The organism is Cobetia sp. Ld8, from assembly GCF_045066615.1.
Lineage (GTDB): Bacteria > Pseudomonadota > Gammaproteobacteria > Pseudomonadales > Halomonadaceae > Cobetia > Cobetia amphilecti.
This window is the reverse complement of record NZ_JBISHF010000007.1, coordinates 73,341-90,255: the sequence shown is the minus strand read 5'-3', so window position 1 is coordinate 90,255 and position 16,915 is coordinate 73,341. Positions and strand designations below refer to the sequence as shown.

At 64.9% G+C, this 16,915-nt stretch carries 15 protein-coding genes; 9 read left to right on the top strand and 6 right to left on the bottom strand.

Annotated elements, in window-relative coordinates; translation table 11 throughout:
• Positions 1–108: 108 nt before the first annotated feature.
• The 4 genes from ACJJV2_RS05360 to ACJJV2_RS05345 form a co-directional block, all read right to left on the bottom strand.
• Complete coding sequence (locus tag ACJJV2_RS05360) at positions 109–2,088, bottom strand: autotransporter outer membrane beta-barrel domain-containing protein (RefSeq protein WP_405278766.1); 1,980 nt, start codon at positions 2,086–2,088, stop codon at positions 109–111.
• A 340-nt stretch (positions 2,089–2,428) separates the two neighbouring features.
• Positions 2,429–2,995 (bottom strand): dCTP deaminase, encoded by a 567-nt coding sequence (dcd, locus tag ACJJV2_RS05355; RefSeq protein WP_043334107.1) that lies wholly within the window; start codon positions 2,993–2,995, stop codon positions 2,429–2,431.
• 125 nt (positions 2,996–3,120) lie between these two features.
• On the bottom strand, positions 3,121–3,957 hold the full coding sequence (gene apbC / locus ACJJV2_RS05350) for an iron-sulfur cluster carrier protein ApbC (RefSeq protein WP_276315243.1): 837 nt from the start codon (positions 3,955–3,957) through the stop codon (positions 3,121–3,123).
• Positions 3,958–4,119: 162 nt separating this feature from the next.
• The gene (locus tag ACJJV2_RS05345) at positions 4,120–4,833 is read right to left on the bottom strand and encodes an RNA pseudouridine synthase (protein ID WP_159055855.1); all 714 of its coding nucleotides are present in this window, start codon (positions 4,831–4,833) and stop codon (positions 4,120–4,122) included.
• Between the two features lie 619 nt (positions 4,834–5,452).
• Between ACJJV2_RS05345 and ACJJV2_RS05340 the strand changes: the two genes are divergently transcribed.
• Positions 5,453–6,130 (top strand): cell wall hydrolase, encoded by a 678-nt coding sequence (locus ACJJV2_RS05340; RefSeq protein ID WP_082388629.1) that lies wholly within the window; start codon positions 5,453–5,455, stop codon positions 6,128–6,130.
• Between the two features lie 189 nt (positions 6,131–6,319).
• On the opposite strand, the gene ACJJV2_RS05335 is transcribed toward ACJJV2_RS05340, so the two are convergent.
• Positions 6,320–6,793, bottom strand: a complete 474-nt coding sequence (locus ACJJV2_RS05335; protein WP_052384628.1) for a TerB family tellurite resistance protein — start codon at positions 6,791–6,793, stop codon at positions 6,320–6,322.
• 249 nt (positions 6,794–7,042) lie between these two features.
• Here ACJJV2_RS05335 and metG point away from each other — a divergent pair, with 249 nt between their 5' ends.
• Positions 7,043–9,094, top strand: a complete 2,052-nt coding sequence (gene metG / locus ACJJV2_RS05330; protein WP_405278762.1) for a methionine--tRNA ligase — start codon at positions 7,043–7,045, stop codon at positions 9,092–9,094.
• Between the two features lie 125 nt (positions 9,095–9,219).
• Here metG and ACJJV2_RS05325 read toward each other — a convergent pair whose 3' ends face one another.
• Positions 9,220–9,726, bottom strand: a complete 507-nt coding sequence (locus ACJJV2_RS05325; protein WP_405278760.1) for a DUF3465 domain-containing protein — start codon at positions 9,724–9,726, stop codon at positions 9,220–9,222.
• 29 nt (positions 9,727–9,755) lie between these two features.
• On the opposite strand from ACJJV2_RS05325, the gene ACJJV2_RS05320 reads away from it, so the two are divergent.
• From ACJJV2_RS05320 to ACJJV2_RS05290, 7 genes are all read left to right on the top strand, one after another.
• Positions 9,756–10,046, top strand: coding sequence for a hypothetical protein (locus ACJJV2_RS05320; RefSeq protein ID WP_152965392.1), 291 nt, complete (start codon positions 9,756–9,758; stop codon positions 10,044–10,046).
• A 16-nt stretch (positions 10,047–10,062) separates the two neighbouring features.
• Complete coding sequence (rsxA, locus tag ACJJV2_RS05315; protein ID WP_043334102.1) at positions 10,063–10,644, top strand: electron transport complex subunit RsxA; 582 nt, start codon at positions 10,063–10,065, stop codon at positions 10,642–10,644.
• A 1-nt stretch (position 10,645) separates the two neighbouring features.
• Entirely contained in the window at positions 10,646–11,284 is a 639-nt protein-coding gene (gene rsxB / locus ACJJV2_RS05310; RefSeq protein ID WP_043334101.1) for an electron transport complex subunit RsxB, read from the top strand.
• Complete coding sequence (rsxC, locus tag ACJJV2_RS05305) at positions 11,284–14,280, top strand: electron transport complex subunit RsxC (RefSeq protein ID WP_405278757.1); 2,997 nt, start codon at positions 11,284–11,286, stop codon at positions 14,278–14,280. The genes rsxB and rsxC overlap by 1 nt, the downstream gene beginning before the upstream one ends.
• Before the next feature lie 91 nt (positions 14,281–14,371).
• Positions 14,372–15,412, top strand: coding sequence for an electron transport complex subunit RsxD (rsxD, locus tag ACJJV2_RS05300; RefSeq protein WP_405278755.1), 1,041 nt, complete (start codon positions 14,372–14,374; stop codon positions 15,410–15,412).
• Positions 15,409–16,188, top strand: coding sequence for an electron transport complex subunit RsxG (gene rsxG / locus ACJJV2_RS05295; protein WP_405278753.1), 780 nt, complete (start codon positions 15,409–15,411; stop codon positions 16,186–16,188). Before rsxD ends, rsxG begins: the two co-directional genes overlap by 4 nt.
• Complete coding sequence (locus tag ACJJV2_RS05290) at positions 16,181–16,891, top strand: electron transport complex subunit E (protein ID WP_405278750.1); 711 nt, start codon at positions 16,181–16,183, stop codon at positions 16,889–16,891. The genes rsxG and ACJJV2_RS05290 overlap by 8 nt, the downstream gene beginning before the upstream one ends.
• The last annotated feature ends 24 nt before the right edge of the window (positions 16,892–16,915 follow it).

The window sequence follows — 16,915 nt, the reverse complement described above, 5'->3', positions numbered from 1 at the left end:
TTGATGGCGCGCTGACAGCGAGCTGAAAACAGAAGACCCCGCGACATGCCGATGTCGCGGGGTCTTCTTGTTTTTAAACCTTCACTTCTCTCTCGATGGCTTTCGCTTTCAGAAGGTGTAACTCACCCCCACCTCCCCGCGCGCCGTCACCTCATCCCAGGTCTCGATACCGGCGCCCAGATGCAGCATGGCATTGCGGCCCAGCTGCATGCGCCAACCACCGTCGACACGCAGATAGTTGTCGCTGCCGCGATCCAAATCCTCGGCGCGGTAGGCATTGGTCGGCAGGCTCGCCAGTCGCACCTCGGCGCTGTCGGCGTCATCATCCAGACGCTTGCCGTAGGCCAGCTCACCGTAGAGGCCGAAACCCTCCGCGATGGCGCGGTCGACCATGAAGCCGGCCTCGACACGGCGATCGCGCAGCGTCTGATCCGAGACGCTCAGGGCGTTGGCGGCGGAGCCGGATTCGGTGTAGCCATCGATGTCGGACTCGGTATGGCGGTAGGCCACGAAGGGCGCGTTGTACCACAGCGAATCGTCGGCGGTGAGACGATAATCAAGACGCGCCTCGGCGCTGAAGCCATCGCCATCGGTCTCACCGGACAGGGTGCGCGATGACTGACCCAGTGCGACATGGCGATCGAGGTCGTAATCGAAGTCGCCGTAGCTGGCCACCGCCTGAACGCCAAACCTGCCCAGCTGCTGACGCGCGAACAGGCTGAACACCTGGCCTTCCAGCTCAAGCTCACTGCCATCATCGACATCGAAGTCCGCATTGCGCTGACTGACCGCAACACCGCCCCAGGCCTGGCCGAGGGCGTTGTCCAGCGGCAGCATCACGCCGACACCCGCTCCGCGCTGCTCGCTGTCAAAGCCCTGCTGGCCGGTGGAAGTCTCGCCATCACCGCTGCCACCACTGGCCGAGCCGATGGCGAACACGCGCACGCCCTCCCCGGATCGCCTGTCCTGCGCACCGGGACGCAATTCATCGCCGAGGCTGCGCTGACTGGCATTGAGCGCGCCCGTGCCCAGCTGCGGTGCCAGCCCCAGTACCGAGGGCGCAGCGAGCATCGCATAGGCGTAGTCGGCCAGAATCTCCTGGCCGGCGGTGGTCGGGTGCACGCCATCATTGAACAGCAGCTTGTCGGGGTCTTCCGCAGCGCCGCCCAGCCCGTAGGGCGTGACGTTGCAGCTGTCCGAGAAACACACCTGGGTCAGCGGCACATCGCTGGCGAAGCCGAACTCGGCCGGTGATGCCAGCACCTCCTCGAGAATGCCGACGGTATCCAGGCGGATGATGTTGACCTCGCCATCCAGCGCCGCCAGTCGCGCGCCCAGCGCATCATTGAAGACGTCTACCAGCGCGGAGGTCCCCGCCGCCTGCGCCGCGCCCGCTGACTGGCCGGCCGGGGTGCTGCCGACATCCGGCAGGTTGGAAACCATGATGGTGGTGGCACCCGCCGCTGCCAGCGCTTCCACCGCGGAGGCCAGATTGCCGGCGGAGGCGACCGCCGTGGCCGGCGAGGTGATAACGCCCTGCAGGAAGTCGTTGCCACCGCCGTTGACGTAATAGAGGGCGTCCGGGTCGGCAGTGCCGCCGGTGCTGACCAGATAGCCATCCTCGCCCCTGAGCACCGTGCCCGCGCCGGTACTTCCCGGCGGGATGACCACCTCGGAGCCATCCTCGTCGGTCACCGAGGCCAGAATCTGCGCCGTGGTGTAGCCGCCCACCGCGTAGTTGGTGCCGTCACTGAAGCCGGCCAGCTGATAGATCACCGAGGTGGAAGGCTCGGCCGCCAGCCCCAGTTCCGTGGCCAGCAACTGGGTCGAGACGCTGCCATAGGCCGAGTTTTCGTAATCCGGGCCGCTGCGGTTGGTGAAACGCAGGCTGTTGAGGCCACCCAGGGTGGTATCGGGGAACTGGCCGGAATCGCTCAGGCTGTCGCCAAAGAGATAGAGATTGGAATAGGCCTGCGCGGGAGTCGCCAGCAAGGTGGTGCTGATGGCGAGAGCGAGACTCGTGAGAGTGAAACGTCGGGCCAGACCGCTGGCCGGAGGGAATACAGCGCGATGTGAACGCGATGGCATGGCGTGCCCCTTGCTTGTGGGAGGTATCCGTCCTGCAGCCACTCTGGGGGTGGCCTGTAGACAAGCATAGGCAATAAAACGAGTGATTGAATCACATGTTTTGTTCAACTTCAGGCTAAGACTCAGCGCCTTGCGAGCATGTCACGTTCTCGCTACCTGCCACCGTCGGCACACATCGCCACGAGCAGGCACAAACAAGCACAAAAAAAGCGCCTCCCGAAGGAGGCGCTCTTGGCTTGCCACACTCTTGGCTTGCCACACTCTTGTCTTGCCGCACTCTTGGCCTGCGGCGTGCGGGTCACTCGCGTGAACGCAATACCCAGGCGCGCAGCAAGAGGTATCAGGTACGCGGCAGTGTCACGCCACGCTGGCCCTGATACTTGCCGCCGCGATCCTTGTAGCTGGTCTCGCAGACTTCATCGGACTCGAGGAACAGCATCTGCGCCACGCCTTCGTTGGCGTAGATACGCGCCGGCAGGTTGGTGGTGTTGGAGAACTCGAGGGTGACGTGGCCTTCCCACTCCGGCTCCAGCGGCGTCACGTTGACGATGATGCCGCAACGCGCGTAGGTAGACTTGCCCAGGCAGATGGTCAGCACGTTACGCGGAATGCGGAAGTACTCGATGGTACGGGCCAGCGCGAAGGAGTTGGGCGGAATCACGCAGGAGTCGCCCTTCACGTCCACGAAGCTCTTCTCGTCGAAGTGCTTGGGGTCCACCGTCGCCGAATGGATGTTGGTGAAGACCTTGAACTCATCCGAGCAGCGCACATCGTAGCCGTAGCTGGAGGTGCCGTAGGAAATCACACGGCGCTCATCGTGAAAGCGCACCTGATCGGGCTCAAAGGGTTCGATCATGTCGTGGCTTTCGGCCATGCGACGGATCCACTTGTCGGATTTGATGCTCATCGAGCGTACCTGACTGACTGATGGGGAGAGACGCGTGAGCGCCATGAAACGCGGGCCAGCATGATACCGGCCCGCTGTGTCGCTGGAAACCTCGGCACGCGCGGCTTGCGCCTGGCGCGTCGGGCTCAGCTGAAGCTGATGCTCGGGCCTTCGTCCGCACCGGCACTTTCCAGTGACTCGGAGACCTGACGGGCGATGGCGCGGAAGCTCGCGGCCACTTCGCCGTCCGGCTCCGCGATCACGCTCGGGCGACCGCCATCGGCATTCTCGCGAATGCTCAGGGTCAGCGGCAGCTGGCCCAGCAGACGAGTCTGGTACTCATCGGCGATACGCTCACCACCGCCCGCGCCGAATACCGCTTCGCTGTGGCCACACTGGCTGCAGGTGTGAGTGCTCATGTTCTCGACCACCCCAAGCACCGGCACCTTGACCTTGCGGAACATCTCGATGCCCTTCTGGGCGTCCAGCAGTGCGATGTCCTGCGGCGTGGTGACGATGACGGCGCCGGAGACCGGCACCTTCTGTGACAGGGTCAGCTGGATGTCACCAGTACCCGGCGGCATGTCGATCAGCAGCACATCAAGCTCGCCCCAGGCAGTCTGGTTGAGCAGCTGCTGGAAGGCACCGGCGACCATCGGGCCACGCCAGACCATCGGGTCCTTCACGTCGACCAGATAGGCCATCGACATGGTCTTGATGCCATGCGCCTCGATGGGGCTGAAGACCTGCTCACCGGCCATCTCCGGACGCTGGCCGGTCGGCACGCCGAACATCTGCGCCTGACTCGGACCATAGATATCGGCGTCCAGCAGGCCGACCTTGAGACCTTCCGCCGCCAATGCCAGCGCCAGATTGGCGGTGACGGTGGACTTGCCGACGCCACCCTTGCCGGAAGCGACCGCGACAATGTGCTTGATACCTTCCATACCTTGAAACTCCTGTGACGGCCTGCGCGGCGCGATGAATGTGGCGCGCAGACGTCTGAACTGTCAGCGAAAAAAGCCGTGGAACACGATGGGCACAGTATGCCTGCCACCGCTACACGGGCCAAGCCGATGAAGCATGTCCATGGAAGACATGCCTCAGGCAGCCATGGCCTTGGGCGCAAATCAGAAGCGCACGTCTCAGAAGCGCACGTCGACCGGCAGGAAGCGCCACTCGCCCGGCGCCATACGGCCGAGCAGAATCGCGCCCAGACGCAGACGACGCACCTCGATGACCTTGAGGCCCTGCTCCTCGACCGCGCCGCGGATACCGCCCACCGGCACCCGCTTCATGGCGATGCGCAGACGGGTGTCGCTCTGCCAGCTGATGCTGACCTTGGGCTTGCGGCCACGGATGTCGGCGCACAGCGCGAAGCCGATACGCTTGAGGCCTTCATCATCCAGTGTCCCTTCCACTTCGACGACGTATTCCTGCTCCAGCTGGTCGAGGTCATCGCCCAGCTTGCGGATCACGCCACGGTTCTGTGACCACACCGCGAGACCGGATTCGTCCTCGCCGAGCTCGGCCAGCGGCTGCTGGGACAGGAAATGCACCTTGAGCCAGTCGGCACCGCTGTTGTCGAGCGCACTGCGCGGTGCGCCGTCACGCAGGGTCAGCGGGTCCGGCAGCGGCGTGCCTGGCGGCTGATACCAGACCAGGGTCAGCGGCTCGATGGGTGCCATGCTGGCGCCTTCATCGACGGTGACCTCCTCATCGGTGACCTTGAAGAAAGGCGCTTCCACGATCTCGCCCGCGACACGTACCACCCCCTTGGCGATGAGATGCTCGGCCTCACGGCGCGAGATGCCCTGCTGATGGGCCAGAAACTTGGAAAGACGGACGGGTTCGGTCATGGGGACTCTCGAGGCAGCGACGCAGGCAACAGGCAGAGCAGCAGCACGCAGAAGCGCAGATAAAAAGAAGTGGGACAGCCTGACAGGGTCATCAAGGCTAGCCCGCCATGATAACGGCATGCGCCGAGGATGGCACGGACGAGACGCGCTGAAGATGCTAGGCTGCGTGGCCACAAATCGGCGCGGCGCGCTTGAGCAGATCATTTGCCGCGCCTCACCAGGTCCTTCGACGCTCGAAGCCAGCGCATCTGATCCACTACGCCTGGTCATCCACCCCTCTGGCGCAAGCGATCCGGCTGCCTCTGACCCGCCTGATCATGCGCTGGCAGGCACGATGCGCTACCCGCGCCATCGCCACGCAACCGCGTGGTGACAGTTGCGGAACCCTTTGCGCGGCAAAGCGTCAGAGTTGCGTTGAAGCTCACTCTGGGCCATACAAGGTCAGGGTCAGGCAAACTGATGCGCTTGCGCGTCGACTGTCGCTACCGAGGAAGCCGGTGGCCAACGCTTCAGTCTCCGTCAGTGACTCGCCAACCGAAGGTGTGCGATCAACCCGGATTGACCCTGCGCGCCATCCCGCCTTGCTGCGCTTCCCAGGCCACGTTCACAGGTATCTTGCATGCGTTTACCCCTCACATCGCGCCGCCCACTAACTCACACTCGGCGCTACGCCATCAGCAGTGCACGTACGCTTCGTCATCTGGTACTGATCTTCGGCCTGACGCTGGCCGCGGGTTGTTCCGCGCCGCACGCCTCGGACGCGCCTGCCGCACCGACCACCGCGGCCAAGGCAGCCGTCAAGGCCGAACGGCTGGAAAGCCTGCTGGTGCAAGGCGAGAGCGATGTGCCCGAGAACCTGCTGCTCAGCAAGGCCGGTGCCAAGGCGATCGACCCCAACGGCCAGCGTCCGGTGGATGACCCGCTGACCTGCCTGGCGCGCGCCGCCTACTGGGAAGCCAAGGGCGAAGGCAGAAGCGGCATGCAGGGCATCGTCAATGTGGTGATCAACCGCGCCGCTGACCCGCGCTTCCCCGACAGCCTGTGCGGCGTGGTCAAGCAGGGTGGCGAAAGCGGCAGCTGCCAGTTCTCCTGGTGGTGTGATGGGCGCTCCGACCGCATTCGCGAACCCGCCGCCTACGCCGAGGCACGCGACGTGGCCCGTCAGGCGCTCAACCATCAGCTGGAAGATGTCACCGACGGCGCCCTCTACTTCCACGCCCGCTACGCCACGCCCTACTGGGCCAAGCGCTTCGTGCGCACCGCGCGCATCGGTCAGCACCTGTTCTATCGCAACTGAGTGCGAGCCGCTGCTGGATGACCGCTGTTGAGCGCCAGCGACACTGCGACCAGAAGGCGCAAACACGACGCCCCCGCTGCCATTGGCAACGGGGGCGTCTGCTTGAGGATGCCTGAATAGCAGTGTCTAGACAGGGGCGTCCAGGCAGGGACGCTTGGATAGGGGAGCGTATATAAGATGCCTGACGGATCAGGTGTCCGGCTGTGCCGCCAGCTTGGTGCGGATGAACTCGCTGTGGCTGACGTGCAGCAGGCCGGCAAGACGGCGGATGCGATGCTCTTCCTGCGGGTCCAGCTCGCCATCGGCGTAGGCCAGCTCCCAGAGCATGCCGATCAGCTCACTGCGCTCCTCGAGGCTCATGTGCTCATTGAGCTGCTTGACGAAGCGGTAGTGGTCCGTGGCCTGTTCGGCATCCTGCTCGGCCTGGGTCAGCAGGCTGGCAAGTTCCTCATCCCCCAGCGAGAAGCGCTCGGCCAGCTGGCGCGCCAGGGCTTCACGTTCGCGCACATCGAGATGGTCATCGGCGCGTACCACCTCGAACATCAGCACGGCCATGGCGAGTTCCGGGCCGGGCTCCTCGTTGGGACGGGCGTTGCTGCCGGGCATCATCACCTGGCGGATGAGACGATTGATCTGACCGGCGACGGATAGCTGTGCTGGCATGCTGACCTCCAGGAACGGAAAATGTAGTGTCCTTGAATCCTTCATGAGGGCAGCGGCACGGGTTGCAACCTCGCAGTTGCGCACGCCAGCGTTGCCGGTGACGCGACGCGCCCTTCGCGCCGCCCGCACCTTCGCGATATAGTAGCGCCCATCCCGACGGGGCGATGCGTTCGCCCCTTATCACGAGTCATCCCGGCGAGTGGCTGCGCACTGCGCAGCAGGCGCCCTTTACCGTCAAGACGAGGCCTCATGTCAGCGCGCAAGATTCTGGTTACCAGTGCCCTGCCCTATGCCAATGGGTCGATCCACCTGGGTCACCTGCTTGAGTACATCCAGACCGACATCTGGGTACGCTTCCAGAAAAGCCGTGGCCACGAATGCCATTACGTGTGCGCCGATGACGCCCACGGCACCGCCATCATGCTGCGTGCCGAGCAGGAAGGTGTCACCGCCGAGCAGCTGATCCAGCGTGTGAGTGACGAGCACCAGGCCGACTTCGCCAAGTTCGGCGTCGGCTTTGACAACTATCACTCCACCCACTCGCCGGAGAACCGCGCCCACAGCGAGCGCATCTATCTGGCGCTGCGCGATGCCGGCCATATCGCCACACGCGATATCGAGCAGATGTTCGATCCGGTCAAGGGCCTGTTCCTCGCCGACCGCTTCATCAAGGGCACCTGCCCGAAGTGCAAGACCGAAGACCAGTACGGCGACAACTGTGAAGCCTGCGGCGCGGCCTACACGCCGGCCGAGCTGATCGATCCGGTCTCGGCCATCTCTGGCGCCACGCCGGAAATGCGCACGTCCACCCACTACTTCTTCAAGCTGCCGAACTTCGCCGAGTTCCTGCAGGAGTGGACCAAGAGCGGCCGCGTGCAGAGCCAGATTTCCAACAAGCTGCAGGAATGGTTCGAGGCGGGTCTGGCCGAGTGGGACATCTCCCGCGATGCGCCCTACTTCGGCTTCGAGATTCCCGACGCGCCGGGCAAGTACTTCTACGTGTGGCTGGACGCGCCGATCGGCTACCTCGCCAGCTTCCAGAACCTGTGCGAGAAGCAGGGCATCGACTTCGACAGCTACTGGAAAGCCGATTCCGACGCCGAGGTCTATCACTTCATCGGCAAGGACATCGTCTACTTCCACGCCCTGTTCTGGCCGGCGATGCTGGAAGGTGCCGGCATGCGCACCCCGACCGGCGTCAACTGCCACGGTTTCGTGACCGTCAATGGCGCCAAGATGTCCAAGTCGCGCGGCACCTTCATCAAGGCCGACACCTACGCGCAGTTCCTCAACCCGGAATACCTGCGCTACTACTTCGCCGCCAAGCTGACCTCCGGCGTCGATGACCTCGACCTCAACCTCGACGACTTCACCGCCCGCGTGAATTCCGACCTGGTCGGCAAGGTGGTCAACATCGCCAGCCGCTGCGCCGGTTTCGTCAAGAAGTTCGGCGACGGCAAGCTGTCCGCGACCTGCGCCGAGCCGGAGCTGGTCGAGCGCTTCATCGCCGCTGGCGAAGGCATCGCGGCGGACTTCGAAGCCCGTGAATTCGCGCGCGCCATGCGCAAGGTGATGGAGCTGGCCGATGAAGCCAACACCTACATCGCCGACAAGGCGCCGTGGGCGATGGCCAAGGAAGACGGCCGCGAGCAGGAAGTGCTCGACGTCTGCTCCGTGGGCATCAACCTGTTCCGCCAGTTGATGGTCTATCTGGCGCCGGTGATTCCGGAGCTGACCGACAAGGCACGCGACTTCCTGAACCTCGAGAGCCTCGACTGGGCCAGCCGTGAAAGCGTGCTGACCGATCATGCGATCAACAAGTTCAAGCCGCTGCTGACCCGCATCGAGCCGGAGCGCATCGACAAGATGCTCGAAGCCTCGCGCGAAGTGCTGGTCGAGGAACAGAAGATCAAGGACGGCACCGCCAAGGCAGAAGCCGCTGCCGCACCGAGCCCGCTCGACGCCGACCCGATCGCTGACGAGATCGACTTCGATACCTTCATGAAGACCGACCTGCGCGTGGCGAAGATCGTCAAGGCAGAGCACGTCGAGAAGGCGGCCAAGCTGCTCAAGCTGACGCTGGATATCGGCGGCGAGACACGCACCGTGTTCTCCGGCATCAAGTCCGCCTACGCGCCGGAAGCGCTGGAAGGTCGTCTGACGGTGATGGTCGCCAACCTGGCGCCGCGCAAGATGCGCTTCGGCGTGTCAGAGGGCATGGTGCTGGCCGCCGGTGACGACGAAGGCATCTACCTGCTGGAGCCGCACACCGGCGCCAAGCCGGGGCAGCGCGTGACTTGATACAGTGATGATGCACTGATGCTGTGCTGATTCAGCCTCACTGAAGCTTCTTCAGTACAACGCCCCGCCAGAGACTCTCTGGCGGGGCGTTGTCGTTCATGCGTCACATCCGGTCGGCGGGACGGCTACTCGTAGCGGCGACCGGCATGCTCCAGCCAGCCATCCACATGACGGCCACCGGGATCATGATGCGTCCAGTGGATCACGCCGCCCTTGTCGGTCCACTCATATTCCCCGTAGAAGCCGATGCGATCACCGACCTGAAGACTGTCGATGCGTGGCGCGAGATCGATGTTGTGCGCCACCAGAATGGTGGTGCCGCCCGCGACCCGGATCAGGAACTTCTGATGACGGCTGCCCTTGAGATCATCCCTGAGCAGACGCGTCACCTCGCCCATGCCCCGCACCTGCACATCACTCTGCTGGGCACTGATGGCGCGCCTGAGTCGGCTTTCGTCTGCCGAGGAAGCGCCTTCCCCCTGCGTCGCCTCGGCCTGCGGCGACTGGAAGTCATTCCACAGCTGGGAGAGCGAGAAATTGCCATTGCCCGCCAGCTGCGAGATGCCCGCCATCGCCACCACCAGAATGATGACCCATAACGGCCGACGGCCGCGTGTTCCTGTCCTGCGCATATCCCGCTCCTTGTGCCACCCCGGATGCCGTGAAAGTCTCTGATCACGCCATAATCAATAAAAGTAATAAAGGAATTCTTCTTTATTACTTCAAGAACCAAGCAAAACGCGAAACAATGGTCGTCTCATGCTGGCAACACTACGCCTCGCTTGCCACGCTACAGGCTGTCGGCCAGCAGCATCTTGCGTATAATACCGCCGCGCTCGACGATCCCCTGCCCTGCAGCTTCCTGACAGCTTGCGGCAGCAACAGCCCTGATCGCCTGCGAGTGCCGGTTCACGCATGCCGCGAGCACGGAAGCGCCTTCGAAACACCCTGACCGAGCGACGCCCCTGATGAGTGAATACCTTCTTATCCTGATCAGCACCATCCTGGTCAACAATTTCGTACTGGTGCAGTTCCTCGGCCTGTGCCCCTTCATGGGTGTCTCCAACAAGCTGGAGTCCGCGATGGGCATGTCGCTGGCCACCACCTTCGTGCTCACGTTGTCGTCGATGTGCGCCTACCTGACCTATCACTTCATCCTCGCGCCGCTGGGGCTCGAGTACCTGCGCACCATCGCCTTCATCATGGTGATCGCCGTGGTGGTGCAGTTCACCGAGATGGTGGTCAAGAAGACCAGCCCGCTGCTCTATCAGGTGCTGGGCATCTTTCTGCCGCTGATCACCACCAACTGTGCGGTACTCGGCGTGGCGCTGCTGACCCTGAACCGCAACTCCAGCTTCATGGAAGCCACGCTCTACGGCTTCGGCGCGGCCGTCGGCTTCTCGCTGGTACTGGTACTGTTCGCCGCCATGCGCGAGCGTCTGGCTGTCGCCGATGTGCCGCGTCCCTTCCAGGGCCCGGCCATCGCGATGATCACCGCCAGCCTGATGTCGCTGGCCTTCCTCGGCTTCTCCGGACTGGTGCAGATCTGACATGCTCGAATTCTTCAACGACCATACGCTGATCTCCGCCATCGTCGCACTGGTGGCCATGGCCGTCGTCTTCGGGGGCCTGCTCGGCTTTGCCGCCGTGGCCTTCAAGGTCGAGGGCGACCCCATCGTCGAGCAGATCGACCAGCTGCTGCCGCAGACCCAGTGCGGCCAGTGCGGTTATCCGGGCTGCAAGCCCTACGCCCAGGCCATCGCCGAAGGCGACGAGATCAACAAGTGCCCGCCGGGCGGCGAGAGCACCATCGCCTCGCTGGCCGACCTGCTGGGCCGTGAGGCCACGCCGCTGGATGGCGACAGCGACAACACGCCCAAGGTGGCGGTGATTCGCGAGGACGAGTGCATCGGTTGCACCAAGTGCATCCAGGCCTGCCCTGTCGATGCCATCCTCGGTGCCGCCAAGCACATGCATACCGTGATCGCCGACGAATGCACCGGCTGCGATCTGTGTGTCGAACCCTGCCCGGTCGATTGCATCGACATGGTGCCGGTCGCCACTGATGTGCGCAGCTGGCACTGGCCGCAACCGGCGGGCCCGACCCGCGACAATGCCCGCTTCAGCGGCAATCTGATCGTGACCGATGCCGCCGATTCTACTGCCACATCTGCAAGGAATGTCGCCTGATGGTTCTGTCGTTACTCAAATCCATGGTGACTTCCTCACGCTCCTCTGCCACGGCGGAGGCGGAACACACGCAGAAGGGTCAGGGCGCGCCGCGCGTGTTCGACTTCCACGGCGGTATCCATCCGCCGGAGCACAAGGCGCTCTCCAACCGCGCCCCGCTGGTGGCCGCCCCGCTGCCCCGTGAGGTGGTGCTGCCGCTCAGCCAGCATATCGGCGCGCCCGCCCAGCCACTGGTGGAGATCGGCCAGCGCGTCAAGACAGGCGAGCTGATCGCCCGCGCCCAGGGCATGATCTCCGCCCCGGTGCATGCCAGCATCACCGGCGTGGTCACCGCCATCGAGCCGCGCCAGATTCCCCACGTCTCGGGCCTGGAAGATCAGTGCATCGTGATCGAGCGCGAGGGTGAGATCGATGAATGGGCGCGCCTGGAAGCCTGGCGCGACTGGCGTCAGCAGGAAGCCCAGGACCTGATCCAGCGCCTGCAGGATGCCGGCGTGGTCGGCCAGGGCGGCGCCGGCTTCCCCTCGGCGGTAAAGGCGCGGGTGCGTGAGCGCCACGCCATCGACACCCTGATTCTGAACGCGGCGGAATGTGAGCCTTACATCACCGCCGATGACCTGACCATGCGCACGCATCCGGAAGCGCTGATCGAAGGGCTCGAGATTCTCGCCAGCCTGATCGGCCCCGAGTGCATCCTGATCGGCATCGAGGACAACAAGCCCGAGGCCGTCATCGCGCTGGAACAGGCGATTCGCGCCCGCCGCGCCGACAAGCGCCTGCCGCCGCTGGATTCACGCCTCGAAGTCGTGGTGGTACCGACCAAGTATCCCTCCGGCGGCGAGAAGCAGCTGATCAAGCTGCTGACGGACCGCGAAGTGCCCAGCCGTGGCCTGCCCGCCGATGTCGGCGTGGTGGTGCACAACCCGGGCACCGTGCGCGCCGTGCAGCGTGCGGTGTGCTTCGGCGAGCCGATGATCTCGCGTGTCGTCACCCTGACCGGTGAGGCGCTGCAGCACCCGCACAACGTCGAGGCGCGCCTGGGCACCTCCATTGCAGACCTGCTGCGCCTGGCGGCGCCTGCGCCGACGGGTATCGCACGTCTGGTGATGGGCGGGCCGATGATGGGCTTCACGCTCGAGAGCGACGCCCTGCCAATCATCAAGACCACCAACTGTCTGCTGGCCTCTTCTCCCGAGTCACTGCCGGCACCGGCGGTCGAGCAGCCGTGCATCCGTTGCGGCATGTGCGAGCAGGCCTGCCCGGCCGAGCTGCTGCCGCAGCAGCTCTACTGGTTCTCCAAGGCACGCGAGTTCGACAAGGCCGAGCTCTACAATCTGGCGGATTGCATCGAATGCGGCGCCTGCTCCTATGTCTGCCCCAGCCAGATACCGCTGGTGCAGTATTACCGCTTCGCAAAGGGCGAGATTCGCAGCGCCCAGCATGAGGCGCGCAAGTCCGAGCGCGCTCGTCACCGCTTCGAATTCAAGCAGGCGCGCATGGCACGCGAGGAAGCCGAGAAGGAAGCCAAGCGTCAGCAGCGCGCTCAAGCGGCCCAGAAGTCCGCCGCCGCCCGCGCCGATGCCAGCGCCGCCGCAGACACGACTTCGGCCTCGGCCGCCCCTGCCACCACAGCGGCCGCCGCTGCCCAGCCGGCACCGGCCACCGACATCAAGGCCTTCAAGACGGCGCGCGCCGCGGCCAACATCGCCCTCAAGAAGGCCGAGAAGGCCCTCAAGGCAGCGCAGGATGGCGGTGAGAGCTCCGAGAGCGATATCGCCAAGCTCGAGGCCAACGTGACCGCGGCCAAGACCAAGCTCGCCAGCGCCGAGAGCGCCCTCAAGGCCGCCAGCGAGGCAAGCGAGTCAGCTGCCCCGGCGGCTGCCGGCGCTTCGACAGCCGGCACGGCTGCCCCCGCCGCCGATCTCAAGGCGCTCAAGACGGCGCGCGCCGCGGCCAATATCGCCGTCAAGAAGGCCGAGAAGGCCCTCAAGACCGCCCAGGACAGCGGTGAGGGTGATATCCCCGCCCTCGAAGCCAGCGTGACGGATGCCAAGGCGCGACTGGCCAAGGCCGAAGGCGATCTCAAGGCTGCCAGCGAGGCCAGCGAGTCAGCTGCCCCGGCGGCGGCCAGCACTTCCTCGACAGGCGCGGCTGCCCCGGCTGCCGACCTCAAGGCGCTCAAGACGGCGCGGGCCGCGGCCAATATCGCGGTCAAGAAGGCCGAGAAGGCCCTCAAGACCGCCCAGGACAGCGGTGAGGGTGACATCCCCGCCCTCGAGGCCAGCGTCACCGAGGCCAAGTCCCGCCTTGCCAAGGCCGAAGTCGATCTCAAGGCGGCGACCGACGCCGCTGGCGCTGATAAAGGCCCTGTGGCAAGCGCTGCGGCTGGCTCTGCTCAAACCACTGATACAGGTGAGGCTGGCTCTTCTGCCAACGCTGCTGCACCGGCAGCTGCGGCACCCAGCGCCGATATCAAGGCACTCAAGACAGCGCGCGCCGCAGCCAATATCGCGGTCAAGAAGGCCGAAAAGGCCCTGGCCCGCGCCAGCGAAAGTGGCGAAGGCGATATCGAGGACCTGCAGACCCTGCTGGCCACGGCCCAGGAAAACCTGCGCGCCGCCGAGGTGCGCCTCAACAGCGCGCAAGCTGGCAGCACTGAGGCGCCGCCTGCCGCCAAGGGCGCGGGCGAATTGATTCCCGAGGCGCCCAAGCCCGCCGCGGGTTCTGTCGGGCGCGGCAGCATGGCCAGCAACGTGACGCTCTCCCAGGCCGAGATCGAGGCATCACGCGCCGAGAACCTTGCCAAGCGTCACAAGCAGGTCAGCATCGCGGTCAAGGCGGCCGAGGCGGCCCACCGCAAGGCAGAGGCGGCATTGAGCGAGGCGGATGACGAAAACCGTCAGCGCCTGGCGACCAAGGTCGACCGCACGCGCCGCAATCTGGAACACGCCCGCGAGTCATTGGCCGAGGTGCAGGCACTGGTGGACGCCCAATGAGTGACCTGAGCCCAATTACCGCGCCAATGGCGACTCATCCTGAAGCACGCCTCGTGTCATTGCCCATTTACCGCAAGGATCTGACCGTCTCATGAGCCTGATGCATGCAAGCTCCCCCCATGCCCACGGGCCAACCGCCACCTCGCGCGTGATGGCCTGGGTGCTGGCCGCGACGCTGCCGGGTCTCGCCGTGCTGTGCTGGCACTATGGCTGGGGTGTGCTGTTCAACCTCGTCTTCGCCTGTCTGGCGGGTGTTGCCCTCGAGGCGCTGCTGCTCAAGCTGCGTGGCCGTCCGGTCAGCTTCTTCCTCAAGGACAATTCGGCGCTGGTGACCTGCGTGCTGCTGGCGGTGTCGCTGCCGCCGCTGGCGCCCTGGTGGCTGGTACTGACCGGCGTGATCGCGGCCATCGTGGTCGCCAAGCAGCTCTACGGTGGCCTGGGCCAGAATCCGTTCAACCCGGCGATGGTCGCCTACGCGCTGCTGCTGATCTCCTTCCCGGTCGAGATGTCGCGCTGGTCATCCCCGGATGGCTTCGCGCTCGGCTTCACTGACAGCCTGCAGCAGTTCTTCGGCGTGATCGCCACGCCAGACGCCCTGACCGGCGCCACGCCGCTGGATGCCTTCCGCAACAAGGGCGAGCTTTCCAGCAGCGAGTTCTGGGCAGACCCGGGCCTGCTGCCTGCCGCCAACCTGCTGGCCTGGCAGCAGACGGCCATCGCCTGGGGCCTCGGCGGCCTGGTGCTGCTGGCGCGTCGCCTGATCACCTGGCATATCCCGGTGGCGATGCTGGGCAGCCTGGCGGTGATCTCCGCCATCTTCGCCTTCGTGGATGGCGAGCAGCACGCCAGCCCCCTGTTCCACCTGCTGTGCGGTGCGGCGATCTTCGGCGCCTTCTTCATCGCCACGGACCCGGTCACGGCGGCGACCTCCAACAAGGGCAAGCTCTATTACGGCGTCGGCATCGGCGTGCTGATCTACCTGATTCGCACCTTCGGCGCCTACCCTGACGCCATCGCCTTCGCGGTGCTGCTGATGAACTTCAGCGTGCCGTTCATCGATTACTACACCCAGCCACGCAGCTATGGTCACAAGAAGGCCCGTCGCGGCATCAAGCTGGAGGACAAGGCATGAGCCTGACGCCTGATCAGCCCGAACAGCAAGCCCAGGCCGCCCGGGGTCTGAAGCACACCATCGCGCGGGCCGCCCTGGGCCTGGCGGTCTTCGCCGTCGTCACCGCAGGCGTCGTCGCCGTGACCCAGATGACCACCGCCGAGACCATCGCCGACAACGAGCGTGCCGCCCAGAGCGCGGCGCTGGCCGAGATCATCCCGCCGTCGCTGCACGACAATGACCTGCTCGACGCGGCCTTTGCCCTGCCGCCCTCCCAGGTGCTGGGCCTGGAGAGCGCTGATACCGGCTGGCGCGCCACCCGAAATGGCGAGACCGTCGCGGTGCTGCTGCCGGTGGTGACCGGCAAGGGTTACAGCGGCGATATCCGCCTGCTGGTCGGTATCCGTGCCGATGGCAGCGTGGCCGGAGTGCGTGCCGTCAAGCATGCCGAGACCCCTGGGCTGGGCGACAAGATCGAAGCGCGCAAGTCCGACTGGATTCACGAATTCGATGACCAGACGCTCAGCTCGGTGGAATGGAAGGTGAACAAGGATGGCGGTGATTTCGACCAGTTCACCGGTGCGACCATCACCCCGCGCGCCGTGGTGGGTGCCGTTCGTCAGGCATTGATCTACTTCATGGCGCACCGCACGGCGCTGCTGGCCGGCGACAGCGAGACGCTGACCGCGACCCGCCGCGCCGCCAGGGCCCAGCAAGACACGCAAGCTCCCACCGCTGATGACACGCTCACGCCATCAGCGCCTTCTGAACACGGCGGAGACGAACCTCATGAGTGATATCTCGCTTGGCAAGATCAGCCGCGACGGCCTGTGGGACAACAACCCTGCGCTGGTGCAGCTGCTGGGCCTGTGTCCGCTGCTGGCCGTCACCGCCAGCGTCGTCAACGCCATCGGGCTGGGGCTTGCCACGCTGCTGGTGTTGATCGGCTCCAACATGGCGGTGTCGCTGATCCGCAACCTGGTACCTTCTGCAGTGCGCCTGCCGGCCTTCGTGATGATCATCGCGTCCTTCGTGACCTGTGCCGAGCTGCTGATGAAGGCCTACACCTATGAGCTCTATCAGATTCTCGGCATCTTCATACCGCTGATCGTCACCAACTGCGCGATTCTCGGACGTGCCGATGCCTTCGCCGCCAAGCATCCCGTGCTGCCGGCGGCCACCGATGGCCTGATGATGGGGCTGGGGTTCATGGCCGTGCTGGTACTGCTGGGCGCCATGCGTGAGCTGTTCGGCCAGGGCACGCTGTTTGCCGGCATGGAACTGCTCGTCGGGCCGATGGCCGCCGACTGGCAGCTGACGATCTTCCCGGATTACTCCTTCCTGTTCCTGGTGCTGCCGCCGGGCGCCTTCTTCTGCATGGGGCTGATCATCGCAGGCAAGAAGACCATCGATGAGCGCCTCGAGCAGCGCCGCAAGGCGGCCAACGCCGATGCGCCCAAGGTATCGCGTCGTGTACGCGTGACCGGCACCATCTCCTGAGCCCCTCTCACACAGGCTGTCAGC

Excerpts from the sequence above, each read along its gene's own strand:
- ACJJV2_RS05360 (WP_405278766.1), bottom strand. The coding sequence starts at position 2,088 with ATGCCATCGCGTTCACATCGCGCTGTATTCCCTCCGGCCAGCGGTCTG.
- dcd (WP_043334107.1), bottom strand. The coding sequence starts at position 2,995 with ATGAGCATCAAATCCGACAAGTGGATCCGTCGCATGGCCGAAAGCCAC.
- ACJJV2_RS05345 (WP_159055855.1), bottom strand. The coding sequence starts at position 4,833 with ATGACCGAACCCGTCCGTCTTTCCAAGTTTCTGGCCCATCAGCAGGGC.
- ACJJV2_RS05340 (WP_082388629.1), top strand. The coding sequence starts at position 5,453 with ATGCGTTTACCCCTCACATCGCGCCGCCCACTAACTCACACTCGGCGC.
- ACJJV2_RS05335 (WP_052384628.1), bottom strand. The coding sequence starts at position 6,793 with ATGCCAGCACAGCTATCCGTCGCCGGTCAGATCAATCGTCTCATCCGC.
- metG (WP_405278762.1), top strand. The coding sequence starts at position 7,043 with ATGTCAGCGCGCAAGATTCTGGTTACCAGTGCCCTGCCCTATGCCAAT.
- ACJJV2_RS05325 (WP_405278760.1), bottom strand. The coding sequence starts at position 9,726 with ATGCGCAGGACAGGAACACGCGGCCGTCGGCCGTTATGGGTCATCATT.
- rsxA (WP_043334102.1), top strand. The coding sequence starts at position 10,063 with ATGAGTGAATACCTTCTTATCCTGATCAGCACCATCCTGGTCAACAAT.
- rsxB (WP_043334101.1), top strand. The coding sequence starts at position 10,646 with ATGCTCGAATTCTTCAACGACCATACGCTGATCTCCGCCATCGTCGCA.
- rsxC (WP_405278757.1), top strand. The coding sequence starts at position 11,284 with ATGGTTCTGTCGTTACTCAAATCCATGGTGACTTCCTCACGCTCCTCT.
- rsxD (WP_405278755.1), top strand. The coding sequence starts at position 14,372 with ATGAGCCTGATGCATGCAAGCTCCCCCCATGCCCACGGGCCAACCGCC.
- rsxG (WP_405278753.1), top strand. The coding sequence starts at position 15,409 with ATGAGCCTGACGCCTGATCAGCCCGAACAGCAAGCCCAGGCCGCCCGG.
- ACJJV2_RS05290 (WP_405278750.1), top strand. The coding sequence starts at position 16,181 with ATGAGTGATATCTCGCTTGGCAAGATCAGCCGCGACGGCCTGTGGGAC.